Source organism: Saccharothrix xinjiangensis (assembly GCF_039527585.1).
In the GTDB taxonomy this organism is placed as follows: Bacteria; Actinomycetota; Actinomycetes; order Mycobacteriales; family Pseudonocardiaceae; genus Actinosynnema; species Actinosynnema xinjiangensis.
Genome location: NZ_BAAAKE010000008.1, coordinates 248,456 through 266,045 on the forward strand (window position 1 = coordinate 248,456; position 17,590 = coordinate 266,045).

Genomic DNA, 17,590 nt, shown 5'->3' on the forward strand with positions numbered 1-17,590 from the left:
CCGAGCCAGCCGAAACCAACGCTCGGGAGCACACAGATGTACCCCGCCCACACCCTTCAGGACTTCGCCCTCGACCTGCTGAACAACGAGGCGAGCCGGACCGCTTTCCAGAGCGACCCCCAGGGCGTCCTCAACGCCGCCGGCCTGGGCGACCTGAGCCCCGTCGACGTCGAAGAGGTCCTGCCGCTGGTGCTGGACCAGGTCGCGTCCCCCGACCTCGGCCTCGGCGCCGACGCGATCGACGACCTGGGCCTGGGCGCCGACCTGGCGGACGGCCTCGACGCCGACGTGCTCACCACCGTGCAGGAGCTCGCCACCCAGGCCAACGTCACCGACCTGGTCAACGACAACATCAACGTCACCGACATCCTGACCGACGACCTCACCACCACCGTCGCCAACGTCGGCCACAACGCGGTCGACCTGCACGACATCGCCCAGACCGGCGACATCGGCAACATCACCTCGGGCATCGGCGAGGTGGGCGACATCACCACCGGCATCGGCGACCTGACCGGCGTCGAGGACGTGGCCAACATCGGCAAGGTCACCGACATCGCCAACGACCTGGGCGACGTCGACCTGGGCAACGTCCTCAGCGACAACGTCATCGACTTCTGACGCGGAACACCCTCCCGCGGACACCCTCCCGCGGACCTCGGCCCGGTCGACGCCCTCGTCGACCGGGCCGACTTCGTGGTGCGGTGCGGGTGGACGCGCGACGCGAGCACGTCCGAAGAAGGTGGCGTGCGCCGGCCGTGGCAAGGTGCCTTGAGGACTCGCGGAAACAGCCGGTGGGTTCCGGAGGGAGAGCCATGCGCCATGGTGCCGAACGCGTGCGAACGCGACCGCGGCGCCTGACGCGGATCCCGGATCCCCCGGAATTCCGGTCGACGGGGAAATGCCCGCACCGAACGCGCACCGCGCTTCCTCCGCCACCCGGTCGCCCACTTCCACCACTCCTCCGGACCACCGTGGGCGCACGTCGCTGTCGATCCCGCACAGGAGGGTCAAGCCCGTGGAACACCACGAGATCGTCGACATGGTCAACACCGATCCGGTGATACGAGCGCTCATGGCGGGACCGAACCCGATGCGGCTCGCCTATTTGGGGCTGGACGGTTTTCCCCGTTCGGTGCCGGTCAACCACGTCTGGAACGGGGAGGCGTTCGTCTTCGCCACCCCGAACCTGGCCTACAAGGTCAAGGCGATCGGCGCGAACCCGCGGGTGGCTTTCACCCTCGACGTCGGCGCCGGGCGCCCGGGGCGCGAGACGCGCGCCGAGGTGACGGAGCTGATCGGTCCGCCGCCGGAGGCCTTCGACTTCGCGCCGATCGCCGTGCACGGGCGCGGGGTCGCCACGGTCGAGATGACGCCGGGGGTGCCCCAGGAGCACCTCGACGCCTCCCGGCGCATGATCGGCGACGACGCGAAGTGGGAGGAGTGGGCGCGCGTCCGGCGCGCGGAGACCAGCGGCATGGCACTGGTCACGATCGTGCCGACCCACCTCGTGGTGGTCGACTTCGTCACGCGATTCCCACCGCCGTCCGAGGTCAACGTCGCCGCTTTCGGAGCCGACCGGATCGACGCGTCGACGGGACGGGTCGACTCCGCCTGAAGCGCGGTGGCCGGTCGAGCCGACCGCGACCACCCGCGTCGTCACCGGTCCGGGGTTCGAGCACCGGGCCGGTGACGACGCCGACCGACGTCCCCGGCCTCATCGGAGCCGGCCATCCCGACGACCTCACCGCCGGCGCGTGGGGGACGGCCAGGTGAGGGACAGCGGAGCAGGAGGCAGCGTGAGCACCACGGGCAAGGCGGTCCTGGTCACCGGGGCCAACCGCGGCATCGGCAAGGCGCTGGTCGAGGAGGCCCTGAAGCGGGGTGCGAAGCGGGTTTACGCGGGCACGCGCACACCTCTGGTCCACCCCGACGAGCGGGTCACGCCGGTGACCCTGGACGTGACCGACGCCCGGCACGTCCGGGCGGCCGTCGACCAGGTCGACTCCCTCGACGTGCTGATCAACAACGCCGGCGTCTTCGCGGTCGACGACCTGGGCGACCCGGTCCTGCTCGACCGGGTGCTCGCCGTCAACTTCCACGGCGTGCACAACGTGACCCGGGCGTTCCTCCCGAAGTTGATCGCGTCCGGGGGCGCCGTCGCCACGAACACGTCGGTGAACGCCATCGCCCCGTTCCCGCTCCTCGCGTCGTACGCGATCTCCAAGGCCGCCGCGCTGGCGCTGACCCAGTCCCTGCGGTCGATCCTGGCGTCCCGCGGGGTGAGCGTCCACGCGATCTTCTCCGGACCCGTGGACACGGACATGGGCGCGGAGTTCGACGCCGTGTTCACCCGTCGCGGGGGTGCGGGAACAGGCGCGGGTGTGAAATTCGACGTCGCCGAGAAAGCCTCTCCCGAATCGGTGGCGCACCACATCTTCGAGGGAATCGAGAAGGGCGTCGAGGACATCTTCCCGGACCCCGCCTCGCAGAACCTCGCGAACGACTGGCACAACGGTTCGACCAAGGCGCTCGAACGCCACCTCGCGGCGATGTACGCGGACTTCACCCGGTAACCACCGGTCTAACGGCGCATTGGCGCTTCGACACGGGGCAATTTCGGAGATCTGCGCTCTGCACGCTCCCGCTAACGTACCGGGAAAGTCTTCTTCTGCATCCGCCATCGCATCGAGGAGCAGTGCGGAATGACCTTGATCAAGTCCCAACCGAGGCCTGACCTCGTTCGCCGGGCGACGGAACTGGTGGAACCGATCCGGAAGCACGTCGCGTGGCACGAGGAACACCGGGAACTGCACCCCGAGGTCCTGGACGCGTTGACCGGGTCGGGTCTGCTGAAGATGCGGATCCCGGCGCGCTACGGCGGCAGCGTGCCGGACATGCGCACCGTGGTCGACGTGGTCGCCGAACTGGCCCGCGCCGACGGCTCCGTCGGGTGGTCCTGCGTCTCGTTCACGATGGCCTCGTGGTTGTCCTCGCTGGTGCCGGACGAGGCGCAGGACGCGATCTGGGCCGATCCGGACGTCCGGTTCTGCGGGTCCGTCGAGCTGAACGGGATCGCCGAGCCGACCGACGGCGGCTACGTCCTGAACGGCAGGTGGCACTTCAACACCGGTTCCCCGCACGCCACGTGGGACGCCCACTTCGCGATGTTGCGGCACCCGGACGGCACGGCCGAGCCGGCACTCGCCGTCGTCCCGGTGTCGAAGCTGACGTTCATCGACGACTGGCACACCTCGGGCCTCCGGGGCACGGGCAGCCAGACCTCCGTCGCGAAGGACCTCTTCGTCCCCGAGGGCTGGCTGGTGCGGATGCTCCCGATGGCGGTCGAGGGCAAGCTGGAGACGAAGCTCAACGCCGAGTACCAGGCGTGGCACGTCCCGTTCATGCAGATGGCGATCACGGTGGCCGCCGCGCCGGCGCTGGGCATGGCCCGCGCCGCGTTGGAGAACTACCTGGAGCTGGTGCCGAACCGGGGCATCACCTACACCCACTACGAGCGCCAGAGCGAGGCGCCGGTCACGCACCTCCAGCTGGGTGAAGCCGTCCAGCTGATCCACGAGGCCGAGTTCCACGTGTACCGCATGGTCGAGCGCCTCGACGCCAAGTCCGCTTCCGGCGAGCCGTGGACCAACGAGGAGAAGGCCGTCGCGCGCATGGACGCGGGTGCGGCCGTCGGGCGGGCCAAGCAGGCGGTGGACATCCTCGCCAACGCCGCCGGCGCCTCGTCGATCTATTCCCACGTGCCGTTGCAGCGGATCCAGCGGGACATCGGCGCCCTCCACCACCACGCGATCATGTACCCCCACACCAACCTGGAGACCCTGGGGCGGGTCCTGCTCGGCTTGGCGCCCAACACGGATTTCCTGTAGCGCCCGCCCTGCTCCGCGGCACACATCCGTGGTGTTCCGAGAACGGTGAAATCGGCGCCTCGGGCAACTCGCGAGAAGCACCGTCCGATTTCCCCGGAAATCCTGGTAGTGAATTGCGGCCAAGCCGAATGAGGAGATGGCATGTCAACTGCGGTCGTCCCGTCCCGGGAAGAGCTGGTCGAGCGGGTGTCCGGCATCGTGCCCGTGCTCCGGGCCAACGCCGAGTGGGCCCACGAGCACCGCCGGCTGCACGAGGGGTCGGTCAAGGCCCTGACCGACGCGGGCGTCTTCCGGATGAGGGCTCCACGGCGTTACGGCGGCTACGAGAGCGACGCCCGGACCATGGTCGAGGTCGCCGACCTGATCGCCCAGGTCGACGGCTCCGCGGCGTGGGTGGTGTCCTGCTCCTGGATAGCCGGCTGGGGCATCGGCCTGTTCCCGGACGAGGTCCAGGACGACGTGTTCGCGGACCCCGACGTCCAGGTCTGCACCACGATCGGGCCGGGGAGCGCGACGGCGGTCCCGGTCGACGGCGGCATCCTGGTGAACGGGTCCTGGCCGTGCATCAGCGGCGCCCTGAGCAGCCGGTACCAGCAGATCGGCGCGATCTTCCTCGACCCGGACGGCGAACCGTACCCCGTGATGAGCCCGGTCCCGATGTCCGACCTGGAGATCACCGACGACTGGCACACCAGCGGCTTCCGCGGCACCGGCAGCGTCGCCACGACCGCGAAGGACCTGTTCATCCCGCGGGAGCGCGTCCTCCCGGCGCCGGCGGTGGTCGACAGCCGGTCGTCGTCGGACCTGAACGCCGACTCGCCGATGTACCGGGCCCCGTTCATCTCCGTGGGCGCGGCGTCCACCGTCGGCGTCGCCACCGGCATGGCCAAGGCGATCCGGGACCTCTTCTTCGAGCGGCTGCCCGGCCGTGCGCTCACCTACACCAACTACCCGAGCCAGGCCGAGGCGCCGGTGACCCACCTGCGGATCGCCGACGCGGCGATGAAGATCGACGAGGCCGAGTTCCACGCGCGGCGGCTGGCCGACACGGTGGACGCCAAGTGCGCTTCCGGTGAGGCCTGGAGCCTGGTGGAGCGCGGTCGCAGCCGCGCGGACGAGGGTGCGACCGTGCGGCTGGCCGGAGAGGCCGCGGGCATCTTCGCCCAGGCCGGCGGCGGTTCCTCGGCCTACACCAAGGTGCCGATCCAGCGGTTCGTCAACGACCTGCACACCCTGAGCCTGCACGCGATGATGAACCCCGACGTCAACGCCGAGACCTACGGCCGGATCCTGTGCGGCGTGGACCCGAACACCTATTACCTGTGACCTGCCGCGAAGTCCGCGGAGGAACCAGTCGGGTGTTCCCCGACCGGTTTCCCCGCACCGGCGGAGGGCGTCAGGCGACCAGGCCCACGGCGCCGTAACCGAGGTGGTGGGCCAGGCTGCCCGTGGGGATGTCGGCGTCCGGGCGGGCGCGCCACTCGGGCATCAGGACCACGCCGGGCTCGACCAGCGCCATGCCCTCGAACAGCGCCTCGACCTCCGCCCGGTCGCGGACGTAGAGCTGGTCGACGACGCCCTTGTACGCCTGGATCATGGCGTGGATCTGGGTCTTCGCCTCGCCCTCCGCCCGCTCGTCGGTGAGGTGGGACAGGGCGACGACGCTGCCCGGCGCGACGCGGTCGCGGTAGCCCTTCATCATGCCCAGCGGGTCCTCGTGGGGGCCCACGAAGACCATGACGCCGGTCATCACCAGGCCCAGCGGCTGGTCGAGGTCGATCAGGTCGAGCACGCGCGGGTCGGCGAGCAGCTCCTCGGGCCGGCGGGCGTCGGCGCCCACCACGGCCGCGCGCGGGTTGTCCCGGAGGATCAGCTCCCCGTGGTGGACCGCGACCGGGTCGTGGTCGACGTAGACGACCCTGGCCTCCGGCGAGCGCGCCTGGGCGACCTCGTGGGTGTTGCCCGCCGTGGGCAGGCCGGAGCCGAGGTCGAGGAACTGCGTGATCCCCCGGTCCAGCATGAACGCCACGGACCGGCGCAGGAAGCCGCGGTTGAACCGGGCGAGCATCTCCATGCTGGGCAGGGTGGACTGGATGCGCTTCGCGCGGTCGCGGTCGGCGGGCAGGTTGAACGCCCCGCCCAGGTAGTAGTCGTAGATGCGGGCGATGTTGGCGGTGTCGGGGTCGTACACCTCGGTCCTCCTCGGGGGTGGTCGCTTCCCGCGCCGATCGGCGGCGACCCGCGCGGCTTGCCGGTCGTGCTGCCGCGTCGGCGCGGGCCGGCGGGCACCACCGCGCGGGCACCACCGCGTCGGCGCGGGACCGGCAGGCACCACCGTGCCGGCCGGCCCGCCTCGCGGTCACGCGGACGGGGTCAACCCTTCGGGGAGCCGGTCCCGACGGCGCAGGGCCGCCGCGAGCACGCCGAGGAAGACCAGGCCGCCCAGCACCTGGAGGCTGCCGAGGAACACGATCCCCGCCACCGGCGGCTCCACGACGCCCATGCCGATCGGCGTGGGGAACATCAGGGCGGCGGTGGCGACCAGGACCAGCCACGAGGCGAGCACGCCCGCCGAGTGCGCCGCGCGGCCCCGCTCCCGCGCCCACCACAGCCACAGGGCCAGGCCCGGCACGACCCACACCCAGTGCTGCGGCCACGAGATCGGCGAGACCAGCAGCCCGGTCACGGCGCAGGCCAGCACGCCGGCCGCCTCCAGGCCCCGGCGGCTCGCCCACGCCGAGACCAGCAGGCCGAACACGCCGACGACCAGCGCCAGCAGCAGCCACACCCACTGCGCGCCGAGGAAACCGGGCAGCTGGGCGAGGATGCCGCGCATCGACTGCATGAACGGCGACGCGCCCGCCGGCACCATGCGGTCGGTGCTCATGAAGTGCTCGGACCAGAAGCTCGCCGACACGCCGGGCAGCGCCAGGAACCCCAGGGCCACCGTGCCCGCGAACGTCGCGGCGGACACGACGGCCGCCCTGGTGCGGCGGGTGAGCAGGAAGTAGGCGATGAAGATCAGCGGCGTCAGCTTGATGCCCGCCGCGACGCCGATGGCGACGCCCTGGAAGCGGCCGGGCCGCCGGGCCAGGTCGAGGACGCACAGGAGCATGAGGAGGGCGTTGACCTGGCCGAAGCCCAGCAGGTAGAGCACCGGCGTGGTGGGGATCGCGGCGACGACGGCCAGCACGGTGTAGCGGGCCCGCCGCAGCCGGGACCCTGGCGCGAGCAGCCCGAGCGCGAGCCACACCGACACCTCCAGCGCGATCACCGTGGCGAACGTCCACAGCGCGAACCCGGCCTCGAAGCCCAGCAGCCCCAGCGGGGCCAGCACCAACGCGGCGAACGGCGGGTAGAGGAACAGGTAGCCGTCGCCCGTCGCCACCTCGAACGGCGAGAGCCCCAGCAGCACGGCCTCGCCGCCCGCCCGGAACGCGGCGAAGTCGTTGGCCATGATCGGGAGCGGGATGGTGTCCTCGAAGGCCAGGGCGACCATCACGACCGCGGTCACGGCGGCGGCCACCGCGAGCGCGACGACGACGGCCGCCCCGGTGGGGAACCGCGCGCGGGTCTGCTGGACGGGCGCCGGTGCCGCTGTCGTGGTCATGCCGGGACCTCCTCGGTCGGCTGGGCGACGGGCGCGGGTTCCGGGAGCGACCGGAAGACCCACGAGCTGAGCAGGGCGAAGCGCCCGAGGGTGCCGACGGCGGACGAGCCGACGAGCACGGCCAGCTCGACCCAGCGGGACGGCGCGACCACCGCCGAGTGCAGGGCGAGCAGCGCCCCGCAGGTGAACCCGCAGTACAGGCCGAACACCAGCACCACCTGGACGTGGACCCGCGGCAGCCGGCTCGACCACCCGTCGAAGGTGAACCGGCGGTTCGCCTCGGTGTTGAACAGCGCGCTCAGCGTGACCGCGACGAGGTTGGCGACCAGGGGCGGCCACCACGTCCGGAACGCGGTGAACAGGCCCAGGGTCATCAGCGTGGCCACCGAACCGACCAGGCAGAACGGCAGCAGGTTGCGCAGGTGGGGCATCCCCGGCACGGACAGCACCGCGTCGGGGTGGGTCGGCCGGGGCGCGGGGCGGAACGGCAGCTCGGCGATGCGCGCGGCGCCGGAGGCCTTGGCGCGGGCGAGCCGGACGAGGCCGCGCAGGTTGGTCGCGACGGTGCCGGTGACGTCGACCCGGCTGTCCACGTCCTCGACCCAGTCCACCGGCACCTCCAGCACGCGCAGGCCGTTGTGCTCGGCCAGCAGCAGCAGTTCGGTGTCGAAGAACCAGGTGTCGTCCTGCACCCGGGCCAGCAGCGGCCGGATCACGTCGGTGCGGGCGGCTTTGAAGCCGCACTGCGCGTCGCGGAACCGGGTGCGGTGGGTCAGCCGCAGCAGCGCGTTGTAGACGCGGGACATCAGCTCGCGCTTGGGACCGCGGACCGTGCGCGCGCCCGGCGCGAGCCGGGAGCCGATGGCGACGTCCGAGTGGCCGACGACCAGCGACGCCACCATCGGCAGCAGCGCCTCCAGGCCGGTGGACAGGTCGACGTCCATGTAGACGACCACGTCGGCCCGGCTGCGCGCCCACGCCGTGCGCACCGCGCGGCCCTTGCCCCTGGCGTCGAGGGCCAGCACGCGCACGCCGCGCCACTGCCGCGCGAGTCCTCTCGCGACGGTCTTGGTGCGGTCGGTGCTGGCGTTGTCCACGATGGTGATCAGCCAGTCGAACGGCAGCCGCGCGGCCAGGTACTCGTGCAGCACCGCCACGCAGCCGGGGAGGGCCCGTTCCTCGTTGTGGACCGGGATGACGACCTCGACGGTCGCCGTGGCGCGGGCCGCCTGGACGCGCGCCGGGCGGGCGCGCTTGGGGTGGGCCGCCCGTCTCGCCCGCTGTCGCGGCAGGATCCCGGACGCGGTGGTCCCGTCATCGGGTCGAGGCTGCCCGGCGAGCACCTGGCCACTCATGCGCGCCCCCTTGCCGCATCAGGATGACCAGGAGGCTACGACCGCGACCGTGCGGCCACTTCTCCAAACGTGCGCTTGACAAGTCACGTGGAATGAGGTAGTGCCACGGTGTGCCGCACTGCGGGGCCCCGCAGTCGGCGGGCCGCGCCGATCGGCGTGGCGGTCACCGGGCCGGGGAGTTCAGCCGGTCGCCGCCGCGAGGGCTTCGAGGCGGGCCGCCTCCATCCGGGACCGGACGGGCGGGTCGCCCGCGGACGGCCGGAGCCGCGCCCGCGGTCCGATGTGCTCCTCGCGCAGCTCGTCCATGAACTCGTCCCACAACGCCGGGCCGCCGCTTTCGAGCACGCGCATCCGGGCCGCGTACTCGTCGGTCACCGGCAGGTGGCGCAGGCCCCAGGACCCCAGCTGCACGATCAGCGGCACCAGCTGGATCGCCGCCTCGGTCAACGAGTAGGTGATCTTCTGCCGGTGCTCGGGGTTGCCGGACCGGACGAGCAGGCCGTGCTCGACGAGCGAGGCGAGCCGGTCGGCCAGGATGTTCGAGGAGATCCGCTCCGGACCCGCCAGCAGCTCGCGGAAGTGCCGCGCGCCGACGAACACGACGTCGCGCAGGACGAGGAGCGTCCAGCGGTCGCCCAGGACCTCCAGCGACAGGTTGACCGGGCACCCCGATCGCACGTCCTTGCGCACTGTGCACTCCAACACCGTTGACCGAACAGGTTACTCAAGTTGCATTTCCGAACCAGTCTCTCCTACGGTAAGACCGATTGCAAGATGAGAGCAGTTGGGAGACTCGGATGGCGCCGAAGGCGAACCTTCCCGAAGTGGTGTCGCGCGGGGAGTGGCTCGCGGCCCGCAAGGAGCTGCTGGCCAGGGAGAAGGAGCTGACCCTGGCGCAAGACCGGGTCAACGAGGACCGGCGGCGGCTGCCGATGGTGCGCGTTGACAAGGACTACACGTTCGTCGGCCCGGAGGGGAAGGCCGGCCTCGCCGACCTGTTCGAGGGCCGCCCCCAGCTCGTCATGCACCACCTCATGTGGACCTACCGGGTCGGCGAGGACGGCGTCGAGCGCCCCGGCGACATCGCCTGCTCCAGCTGCTCCACCATCGCCGACGGCATTCCGAGGCTCACCCAGCTGCACGTCCGCAACACCACTCTGGTGGGCGTGTCGCGCGCGCCCTACGAGAAGATCGAGCCGTTCCGGGAGCGCATGGGCTGGACGTTCCCGTGGTACTCCAGCTGGGACAGCGACTTCAACTACGACTTCCACGCGACCGTCGACGACCGGGTCGCGCCCGTGCTGTTCAACCACCGCACCGAGGAGGAGCTGGCCGCGGCCGGCAAGCCGTGGGACGAGAGCATGCGCGGTGAGTGGCCCGGTGTCAGCACGTTCCTGAAGGTGGACGACGAGGTGTTCCACACGTACTCGACGTTCGGCCGCGGCATCGAGCGGTTCCTCGGCGGCAACCAGTACCTGGACCTGACCGCGCTCGGCAGGCAGGAGGCGTGGGAGACCCCGAAGGGCCGCGCGCGGCCGCTGGGCCTCCAGGCGGGCGGCCCCGGGATGCGCCTGCCCGACGAGTACGACCTGTCCCGACCGCGCCCGATGTGACCGGCGCCTGGTGTGACCGACGCCTGATGTGGTCGCGGCCGAAGCGACCGCGCCGAGGTGACCGCGGCCGAGGTGACCGCGGTCGACCTGCCCGGCCGCTGAGCACGCGGGGAGAAGCAGTGCGCCGCCGGGGCGCGCACGCTGGCGTGGTGCGCATCGCGGAGCTGAGCCGCCGGTCGGGCGTGAGCGTGCCGACGATCAAGTTCTACCTGCGCGAAGGACTGCTGGCCCCGGGCGAGGGCACCGCCCGCAACCAGGCGAGCTACGGCGAGGCGCACGAGCGCCGGTTGCGCCTGGTGCGCGCCCTGGTCGAGGTGGGCGGGCTGTCGCTCGCCGCGGTCCGCGAGGTGCTGGCCGCCTCGGACGGCGACGCGGTGCCCGACGTGCTGGGCCGGGTGCGGCGGCAGGCGGTGGCGGCGGACCGGGGTGGCGCCGACCGCGGGTGCGCGGACGACGCGGTGGCCCGGCTGATCACCCGGCGCGGGTGGGTGGTGGACGCCGCCCACCCCGCCGCGCAGGCCCTGGCCCACGTGCTGGCGACGGCCGCGCTGCTGGGGCGGGACGACTTCCCGGCGCTGGTGGACCGGTGCGCGGCCGCGTGCGAGGAGCTGGCCGCCGCCGAGGCCGAGTCGCTGGCCGGGCGGTGGACCGGCGCCGGCGCCGCCGAGGACGTGGTGGTCGGTGCGGTGCTCGGCGACGCGGCGCTCACCGCCCTGCGCAGGCTGGCCCAGGCCGACGCCACCCGGCGCGCCTTCGGCGGTGCGGGCTGACCGCGCCGCGCGAACCCGGCACGAGCCCGCCCGACCTCACCCGCCCGACCAGTCGCCCCATCGCGCCCGGCCGCACCTACCCGGCCTCACCCGCCTGACCAGTCGCCCCCCCCACCAACCTCATCCCGTTGACCACCCCGCCCCGGTCGAGCGACCCCGACCGGGGCGGGTCCGGCCACTCAGAGGAACTGCGTGTTCGGCTCCAACCCGCAGGCCACCCGTCCGAACAGCTCGAAGTTCGTGTTCGGCTGCATGATCGAGTGCAGGCTGGAGGTCTGGATGTCCCGGGCGATGCGCTGGATCGGCACCGTCTGGTACACCGACGAACCGCCGCTGGCGTTGTTGAGGATGTCCACGGCCTCCTTGGCCCGCAGGCACGTGGCGCCCATGTCCAGCCGGACGCCGACCCGCTCCCTCACCGACCACGGCGCGCCCGGCGCCTTGCCGTCCACCAGGGCCGCCGCCCGGTGCAGGTGGAAACCCGCCTCGTCGACGCGCAGCGCGGCCTCGGCAACCTGGAGGTGCGTCAGCGGCGCGTCGGCCTGGTGCTCGTAGTCCGTGTAGGTGATCTTGCGCGTGGGCAGCCGCTCCATGAAGGCCTCGTCGGCGGCGCGGGCCAGGCCGTACGGCGTCGCGGCGACCACCGCGCACGCCCACGGCATGAACGGCACCTGCCACCGGGGCGACGCGGCGTTCAGCACCGACCGGTGCCTGCCCTCGGTGAACAGCGGGACCATCGGGAGGATGCGCGCCTCCGGCACGAACACGTCCTTCGCCACCGTCGACACGCTGCCCGTGCCGCGCATGCCGGAGGAGTACCAGTCGTCGACGACCTCCAGGTCCCCCATCGGCACCAGCACCAGGATCGGCTGCGGCTCCTCGCCCTCGGGGGCGAGGACGGCGGCGTGGGCGTTCCAGGTCGCCTGCCGGGCGCCGGTGTTGAACACCCACCTGCCGTTGAGGACGATGCCGCCGTCCACGGGCACGCCGACCGCGGTGGGGCCGAAGGTGCCGCTGATCCGGACGTCGCCGGTCCCGAACACCTCGTCCTGCACCTCGTCCGGGAAGAGCGAGGTCAGCCAGGTGCTGATGTTCCACACCGTGCTCACCCAGCCGGCCGCGCCGTCGCCCTTGGCGATCTCCGAGAGCACGTCCACCAGGGTGGTCGTGTCGACCTCGTAGCCGCCGTACCGGGCCGGGAGGGTCAGCCGCAGCAGGCCGGCCTCGGTGAGGGTGGCGATGGTGTCGTCGTGCAGGACGCGGTTCTCCTCCTGCCAGATCGCGTTCTTGGCCAACACGGGCGCCAGGTCCGCCGCCCGGCCGATCAGTTCCTCCCGCGAAGGTGCGGCACTGGTGTTCATGAGCGCTCCGTAAGGTGTCCGCCCGGCCTTGGCCGGGGCACGGGGTGTGGCGGTCGACCGGGGTGGTCGCGAACGGGGCCGTCCGGCTGCGCGGTGGCCCGCGGATCGATCGTGGCACCGACGGGTCGCGCGGCGCTTGTCCCAGAGTGCCCTGTGCCCCGCACCGTCCACAGTGGTCTTCACGGGCACGCCGAAGTCCCGGCGCGGCGGGGAGCGCCGCGCCGGGACCAGCGGTGGGTCAGGACTCGACCTTGGTCCAGGTGGAGTCCTGGGCGGCCGACCGCTCAACGGCGTCGAGCACCAGCTGGACCTGGAGCGCGTCGGCGAAGGACGGGGTCGGGTCCTCCTCCGCGGCCACGGCGGCGATGAAGTCGCGCAGCTCGTGGGTGAAGCTGTGCTCGTAACCCAGGGCGCAGCCCGACGGCCACCACGCGGACATGTACGCGTGGTCAGGCTCGGTGGCGAGGATCCGGCGGAAGCCGCCCTCCGCCCGGGGCGCGGTGGCGTCGTGGAACTCCAGCTCGTTCAGGCGCTCCAGGTCGAACGCGACCGAACCGAGCGAGCCGTTGACCTCCACCCGCAGGGCGTTCTTGCGGCCGGTGGCGAACCGGGTCGCCTCGTAGGTGGCGACCGCGCCGCCGTCCAGCCGGGCCGTGAACAGGGCCGCGTCGTCCACGGTGACCGGCCCGAACTCCGGCTTGTCCGGTGTGCTGGTCAGCAGCGGGCGCTCCTTGACGAACGTCTCCGTCAACGCGCTCACGCCGGTGATCCGCTGCCCGGTCACGTGCTGGGTCAGGTCGATGATGTGCGCGCCGATGTCGCCGAGCGCGCCGGAGCCGGCCCGGTCCTTCTCCAGGCGCCACAGCAGCGGGACCCCGGGGTCGGCGACCCAGTCCTGGAGGTAGACCGCGCGCACGTGCCGGATCGCGCCCAGCCGGCCGTCGGCGACGAGCTGCCGCATCAGCGCGACGGCCGGGAACCTGCGGTAGTTGTAGCCGCAGGCCGAGCGGACCCCCGACGCGGCGGCCCGCGCCGCCGCGTCGGTCATGGCGCGGGCCTCGTCAACGGTGTTGGCGAGCGGTTTCTCGCACAGGACGTGCTTGCCCGCGGCGAGCGCGGCGGTGGAGATCTCGGCGTGCAGGTCGCCGGGCGTGCACACGTCGATCACGTCGATGTCGTCGCGCGCCACCAGCTCGCGCCAGTCGGTCAGGTGCTCCTCCCAACCCAGCCGGTCCGCGGCCGCGGCGACGTTGCCCTCGTCACGGCCGCAGATCGCGACGGTGCGGGCGCGCAGCGGGAGGTCGAACACCTTGTTGACCGTCCGCCACGCCAGCGAGTGCGCGGTGCCCATGAACGCGTAGCCGACGAGGCCGACACGCAGCTCTCCTCTGTCCACAGCAGACCCTTTCCCGTTGGGGCCCGGGCGGCGACCCGCCCGGGCCCTCGTTGGTGGTGGAATCGGGGCTTCGGTGGACGACCTCGGCGCCGCGCGACCCGTGGGGTCGGCTACGCGGCCGGTGCCGGTTCCGCCGCCCCGTCGGCCACCGGTCGCTTGAGGAAGCCGGTGGCCCAGGCGATCGGGATGGTGATGACGCCGAGGACGATGCCGGCGACCACCGCGTTGGAGACGGCGGAGCCGCCGGAGCCGCCGATGACCACGCCGCCGACGACCGAGCCCAGCGCGATGCCCGCGTTGGCGGCCGAGGCGGGCAGCGACGACGCCAGCTGGCTGCCCGGACCGGCCAGCTCCAGCACGCGGTACTGGAAGGCCGGCACCGCGCCGAGCGCGAACATGCCCCACGTCAGCAGCGCGAGGATCACCACGAAGGCGATCGAGCCGCCGATCAGCAGCACCACCATCGCGGCGGTCGCGCCGACGCACCCGACCAGCATGGCGCGTGGCGCGCCGCTGTCGGCGAACCGCCCGCCGCCGAACGAGCCCACCGCCGTGGACACGCCGTAGGCCAGCAGGAACACGCTGAGCATCGCCCCGGTGATGCCGGTGACGTTCTCCAGGAACGGCACGATGTAGGTCAGCGCCGAGTAGAGCGAGGCGAACATCAGCAGGCCGAGGCCCAGCACGGCCAGCACGCGCGGCGCGAAGGCGTGCCTGGCCTGGTCGCCCGCGCCGGCGCCGCCGGTGGCGGGCAGCGAGGGCACCACCGCCGCGGTCACCGCGCACACGAGCGCGCTGAGCACGACGATCGCGATGAACGAGTCGCGCCAGCTCAGCGCCTGGCCGACCAGGGTGCCCAGCGGCACGCCCGCCGCCGCGGACACGGCGAACCCGGAGAACACCACCGAGATCGCCCGGCCCGCGCGCTCGGGCGGCACGACCGCCATGGCCACCAGGAAGGCGACCGCGACGAACAGGCCGTGCAGCGAGCCGGTGATCGCGCGCGCCACGGCGAACGGGACGAAGCTCTCGGTCAGCACCGGGACCAGGTTGCCCGCGGCGAACAGCAGGGCCGAGCCCAGGAGGATGAGCCGCTTGTCGAACCTGATGGTGAGCGCGGTCAGCAGCGGGCCGCCGATGGCCACGCCCAGCGCGTAGGCGGTGACCAGCGTGCCGGCCGTGGGGACGGAGACGCGCAGGTCGTCGGCGATGAGGTTGAGCACGCCGACCATGAGCAGCTCGGCCGTTCCCAGCACGAACGAGCCCACGAACAGCGTCGCCAGGACGACGTTCGCCCTGCGTTGGCCCAACACCGTCTGCCGGTTACTCATGTGCACCTTCCTTGACTGCCGTCGAGTCTGGGAGGAACCCGCAGCGGGAGCATCTTCCAAAGTGCTCAGCGGAGCTCCGGACAACCGCTTGCATTTAGCAACCGCTTGTACGGTAGCAGGGTGGTGGTAAACTGCAACCAGGTGGAGGTGGTCATGATCGACGAACCGCGATCGGGCTGCCCCGTCAACGCCGCGGTCGAGGTCCTGGGCGACAGGTGGACCCTCATCGTCCTGCGCGACATCATGTTCGCGGACCGCCGCCACTTCCGGGCGCTCCAGCGGGAGTCCGAAGAGGGCATCGCGTCCAACATCCTCGCCGGCCGCCTGCGCGACCTGGTGGCGGCGGGCCTGCTCACCCACGACGACCCCGGCGCGGGGAAGCGCGCGACCTACAGCCTCACCGAGGCGTCCATCGAACTGGTGCCCGTGCTGGCCCACCTGGGCTGGTGGGGGCTGCGGCACCGCCCCACGACACCGGAGCTGCGGGTGCGGGCCGAGCGGCTGCACGAGGGCGGACCGGAGATGTGGCAGGCCGTGATGGCCGACCTGCGGGAGCGCCACCTCGGAGTGTCGGCCGGGACCGCCGGCGAGTCCTGAAGCGCGGCGGGTTCACGATCAGCCGTCCCACCAATGGGCGTGCCCGCGGGCTTCCCGGTCTGCTAGTACTTGGTGGATGACCGCACGAAGACTCGCGGCGACCGCCTTTGCGGTGCTCGCGACCGCCGGAACCGTCGTCCTCCCCGCTCTGCCCGCCTCGGCGTCGATTTCGGCGTCGGCCATCAACACGTTCATCAACCGCATGACCAACCTGTGCCTCGAAGTCCCGGACTCCAGCACGGAGAGCAACAAGCCCGTTCGGCAGGCCCTCTGCTCCGGGGGGACGAACCAGTGGTGGGAGTTCGTCCCGAGCACCTCCATCGGCTACGGCCAGTACCGGAACGTCAGCAGCCGGATGTGCCTCGAGGTCCGTGACGGGAGCGACTCCCCCGGGGCGACGATCCAGCAGAACCACTGCGCCGACGTGCCGAACCAGAAGTGGTATTACGACTCGTCCACCGGCTACCTGAGGCCCCTGCACAGCAGCGGCAACTGCGCCGCGGCGGTCTCGTCGCAGAACCTGGCCGCCGTCCGGCAGTACCCGTGCAGCCCGGCGGGTACGGTGTTCCCCTTCTGGCAGACGGGTTTCTGACGGGAGCCGCGGCGAACGCCACGCCCGAGCCGACAGCGCGCACCGTGGACCAGGTCGACGGCGCGCCGCGCGGGCGACGCGCCGTCGGTGCGGCGACCCCCTCAGGCCAGGTGCCGGTAGGACCCGCGCACGACGTCCTCCAGCAGCCCCACCTCCCGGGTCCGCCAGCCGAACGCCCGCTCGGCGCGGGTCGGGTCGAGCGTGATGTTGCGCTCCAGCACCCCCGCCAGCGGCCCGAAGGCCCGCGCCGCCGCCTCCGGGTCCAGCGGCGCCCGGTCGGCGCCCGTCAGCTCGGCGACCGCCTCGGCCAGGTCCCGCATCCGCAGCAACGTCCGCGAGGCCGCGTTGAACACCCCGCCGACCGGCCGCTCCAGCGCCGCCACGTACAGCCGGGCCAGGTCGTCGACGTGCACCGGGGACCACAGGTTCTCCCCCAGCCCCACGTAGGGCGCCGCGCCGAGCTGCTTCGACACGCCGATCATCGCGAGCACCAGCGCCGAACCGCCCCGGCCGTGCACGAGCCCGCCGCGCAGCACCGTCGCGGTCACGTCCCCGGCGGCGAGCACCTGGCGCTCACCGAGCAGCTTGAACACCTGGGGCGAGCCCTCGTCGAGGGCGCCGTCCTCCTCAGGCGGGCCGGCCACCGCGTCCGGGTAGACCAGCGCGGTGCCGGCGTAGACGAACCCGCGCCCGCCGTCCAGCGCGCCGAGCAGGGCGTCGAGCGCGGGCTCCTCGACCGCGCGCATCGCCGGTTCGGCGTAGTCGACCGCCGCGTGCACCACGGCGTCGGCGCCGGCCGCCGCGTCGCGCAGCACGTCGAGGTCGGCCAGCCCGCCGCGCACGACCTCCGCGCCCAGCGCGCCCACCCGCTCCGCCGCCCGCTCCGACCGGGCGAGCGCGGCGACGTGGTGACCGGCCGCGAGCAGGTGCTCGGCGACCACGCCGCCGACGTAGCCGCTCGCGCCGGTGATGAAGACCTTCATGCCGTACTCCCCTTCATCCTGCCGCGCCCGCCTCGCGGACGCGCGCGGGAGAGGTGCCCGGGTCGGAACCCGGGCGCCTCTCCCGCGGTCGG

17 protein-coding genes are annotated in these 17,590 nt (G+C 72.5%); 9 read left to right on the plus strand and 8 right to left on the minus strand.

Going from position 1 to position 17,590, the window contains the following annotated elements:
• Positions 1-36 precede the first annotated feature (36 nt).
• The 5 genes from ABD223_RS19610 (at position 37) to ABD223_RS19630 (ending at position 5,216) form a co-directional block, all read left to right on the plus strand.
• Positions 37-621: an IniB N-terminal domain-containing protein gene (locus tag ABD223_RS19610; RefSeq protein ID WP_344037747.1), complete on the plus strand. Its 585-nt coding sequence runs from the start codon at positions 37-39 to the stop codon at positions 619-621.
• 397 nt (positions 622-1,018) lie between these two features.
• Positions 1,019-1,618 carry a pyridoxamine 5'-phosphate oxidase family protein gene (locus ABD223_RS19615; protein ID WP_344037748.1) on the plus strand — a complete coding sequence of 200 codons (600 nt, stop codon included), beginning with the start codon at positions 1,019-1,021 and terminating at the stop codon, positions 1,616-1,618.
• A gap of 181 nt (positions 1,619-1,799) precedes the next feature.
• Positions 1,800-2,576 (plus strand): SDR family NAD(P)-dependent oxidoreductase, encoded by a 777-nt coding sequence (locus tag ABD223_RS19620; protein ID WP_344037749.1) that lies wholly within the window; start codon positions 1,800-1,802, stop codon positions 2,574-2,576.
• Between the two features lie 186 nt (positions 2,577-2,762).
• Positions 2,763-3,890 (plus strand): acyl-CoA dehydrogenase family protein, encoded by a 1,128-nt coding sequence (locus ABD223_RS19625; RefSeq protein ID WP_344037750.1) that lies wholly within the window; start codon positions 2,763-2,765, stop codon positions 3,888-3,890.
• A gap of 141 nt (positions 3,891-4,031) precedes the next feature.
• Positions 4,032-5,216, plus strand: coding sequence for an acyl-CoA dehydrogenase family protein (locus ABD223_RS19630; protein WP_344037751.1), 1,185 nt, complete (start codon positions 4,032-4,034; stop codon positions 5,214-5,216).
• A gap of 70 nt (positions 5,217-5,286) precedes the next feature.
• On the opposite strand, the gene ABD223_RS19635 is transcribed toward ABD223_RS19630, so the two are convergent.
• The 4 genes from ABD223_RS19635 to ABD223_RS19650 all read right to left on the minus strand — a co-directional run bounded on the left by ABD223_RS19635 (position 5,287) and on the right by ABD223_RS19650 (position 9,545).
• Complete coding sequence (locus ABD223_RS19635; protein WP_344037752.1) at positions 5,287-6,081, minus strand: SAM-dependent methyltransferase; 795 nt, start codon at positions 6,079-6,081, stop codon at positions 5,287-5,289.
• A gap of 168 nt (positions 6,082-6,249) precedes the next feature.
• Positions 6,250-7,500, minus strand: a complete 1,251-nt coding sequence (locus ABD223_RS19640; RefSeq protein WP_344037753.1) for a glycosyltransferase 87 family protein — start codon at positions 7,498-7,500, stop codon at positions 6,250-6,252.
• Positions 7,497-8,855 (minus strand): bifunctional glycosyltransferase family 2/GtrA family protein, encoded by a 1,359-nt coding sequence (locus tag ABD223_RS19645; RefSeq protein WP_344037754.1) that lies wholly within the window; start codon positions 8,853-8,855, stop codon positions 7,497-7,499. Before ABD223_RS19645 ends, ABD223_RS19640 begins: the two co-directional genes overlap by 4 nt.
• A gap of 180 nt (positions 8,856-9,035) precedes the next feature.
• Positions 9,036-9,545: a winged helix-turn-helix transcriptional regulator gene (locus tag ABD223_RS19650; protein WP_344037755.1), complete on the minus strand. Its 510-nt coding sequence runs from the start codon at positions 9,543-9,545 to the stop codon at positions 9,036-9,038.
• Positions 9,546-9,652: 107 nt separating this feature from the next.
• On the opposite strand from ABD223_RS19650, the gene ABD223_RS19655 reads away from it, so the two are divergent.
• A complete protein-coding gene (locus ABD223_RS19655; protein ID WP_344037756.1) occupies positions 9,653-10,468 on the plus strand; it encodes a DUF899 domain-containing protein in 816 nt (271 codons plus the stop codon).
• Between the two features lie 149 nt (positions 10,469-10,617).
• Positions 10,618-11,238 (plus strand): MerR family transcriptional regulator, encoded by a 621-nt coding sequence (locus ABD223_RS19660; RefSeq protein WP_344037757.1) that lies wholly within the window; start codon positions 10,618-10,620, stop codon positions 11,236-11,238.
• A 179-nt stretch (positions 11,239-11,417) separates the two neighbouring features.
• On the opposite strand, the gene ABD223_RS19665 is transcribed toward ABD223_RS19660, so the two are convergent.
• From ABD223_RS19665 to ABD223_RS19675, 3 genes are all read right to left on the minus strand, one after another.
• Positions 11,418-12,599 carry an acyl-CoA dehydrogenase family protein gene (locus ABD223_RS19665; protein ID WP_344037758.1) on the minus strand — a complete coding sequence of 394 codons (1,182 nt, stop codon included), beginning with the start codon at positions 12,597-12,599 and terminating at the stop codon, positions 11,418-11,420.
• A gap of 238 nt (positions 12,600-12,837) precedes the next feature.
• Positions 12,838-13,950: a Gfo/Idh/MocA family protein gene (locus ABD223_RS19670; RefSeq protein WP_380648089.1), complete on the minus strand. Its 1,113-nt coding sequence runs from the start codon at positions 13,948-13,950 to the stop codon at positions 12,838-12,840.
• Between the two features lie 155 nt (positions 13,951-14,105).
• The gene (locus tag ABD223_RS19675) at positions 14,106-15,326 is read right to left on the minus strand and encodes an MFS transporter (RefSeq protein ID WP_344037760.1); all 1,221 of its coding nucleotides are present in this window, start codon (positions 15,324-15,326) and stop codon (positions 14,106-14,108) included.
• Positions 15,327-15,479: 153 nt separating this feature from the next.
• On the opposite strand from ABD223_RS19675, the gene ABD223_RS19680 reads away from it, so the two are divergent.
• Positions 15,480-15,923, plus strand: coding sequence for a winged helix-turn-helix transcriptional regulator (locus tag ABD223_RS19680; RefSeq protein ID WP_344037761.1), 444 nt, complete (start codon positions 15,480-15,482; stop codon positions 15,921-15,923).
• Positions 15,924-15,999: 76 nt separating this feature from the next.
• On the plus strand, positions 16,000-16,515 hold the full coding sequence (locus ABD223_RS19685; RefSeq protein ID WP_344037762.1) for an RICIN domain-containing protein: 516 nt from the start codon (positions 16,000-16,002) through the stop codon (positions 16,513-16,515).
• A 101-nt stretch (positions 16,516-16,616) separates the two neighbouring features.
• On the opposite strand, the gene ABD223_RS19690 is transcribed toward ABD223_RS19685, so the two are convergent.
• Positions 16,617-17,498 carry an NAD-dependent epimerase/dehydratase family protein gene (locus tag ABD223_RS19690; protein ID WP_344037763.1) on the minus strand — a complete coding sequence of 294 codons (882 nt, stop codon included), beginning with the start codon at positions 17,496-17,498 and terminating at the stop codon, positions 16,617-16,619.
• Positions 17,499-17,590 lie beyond the last annotated feature (92 nt).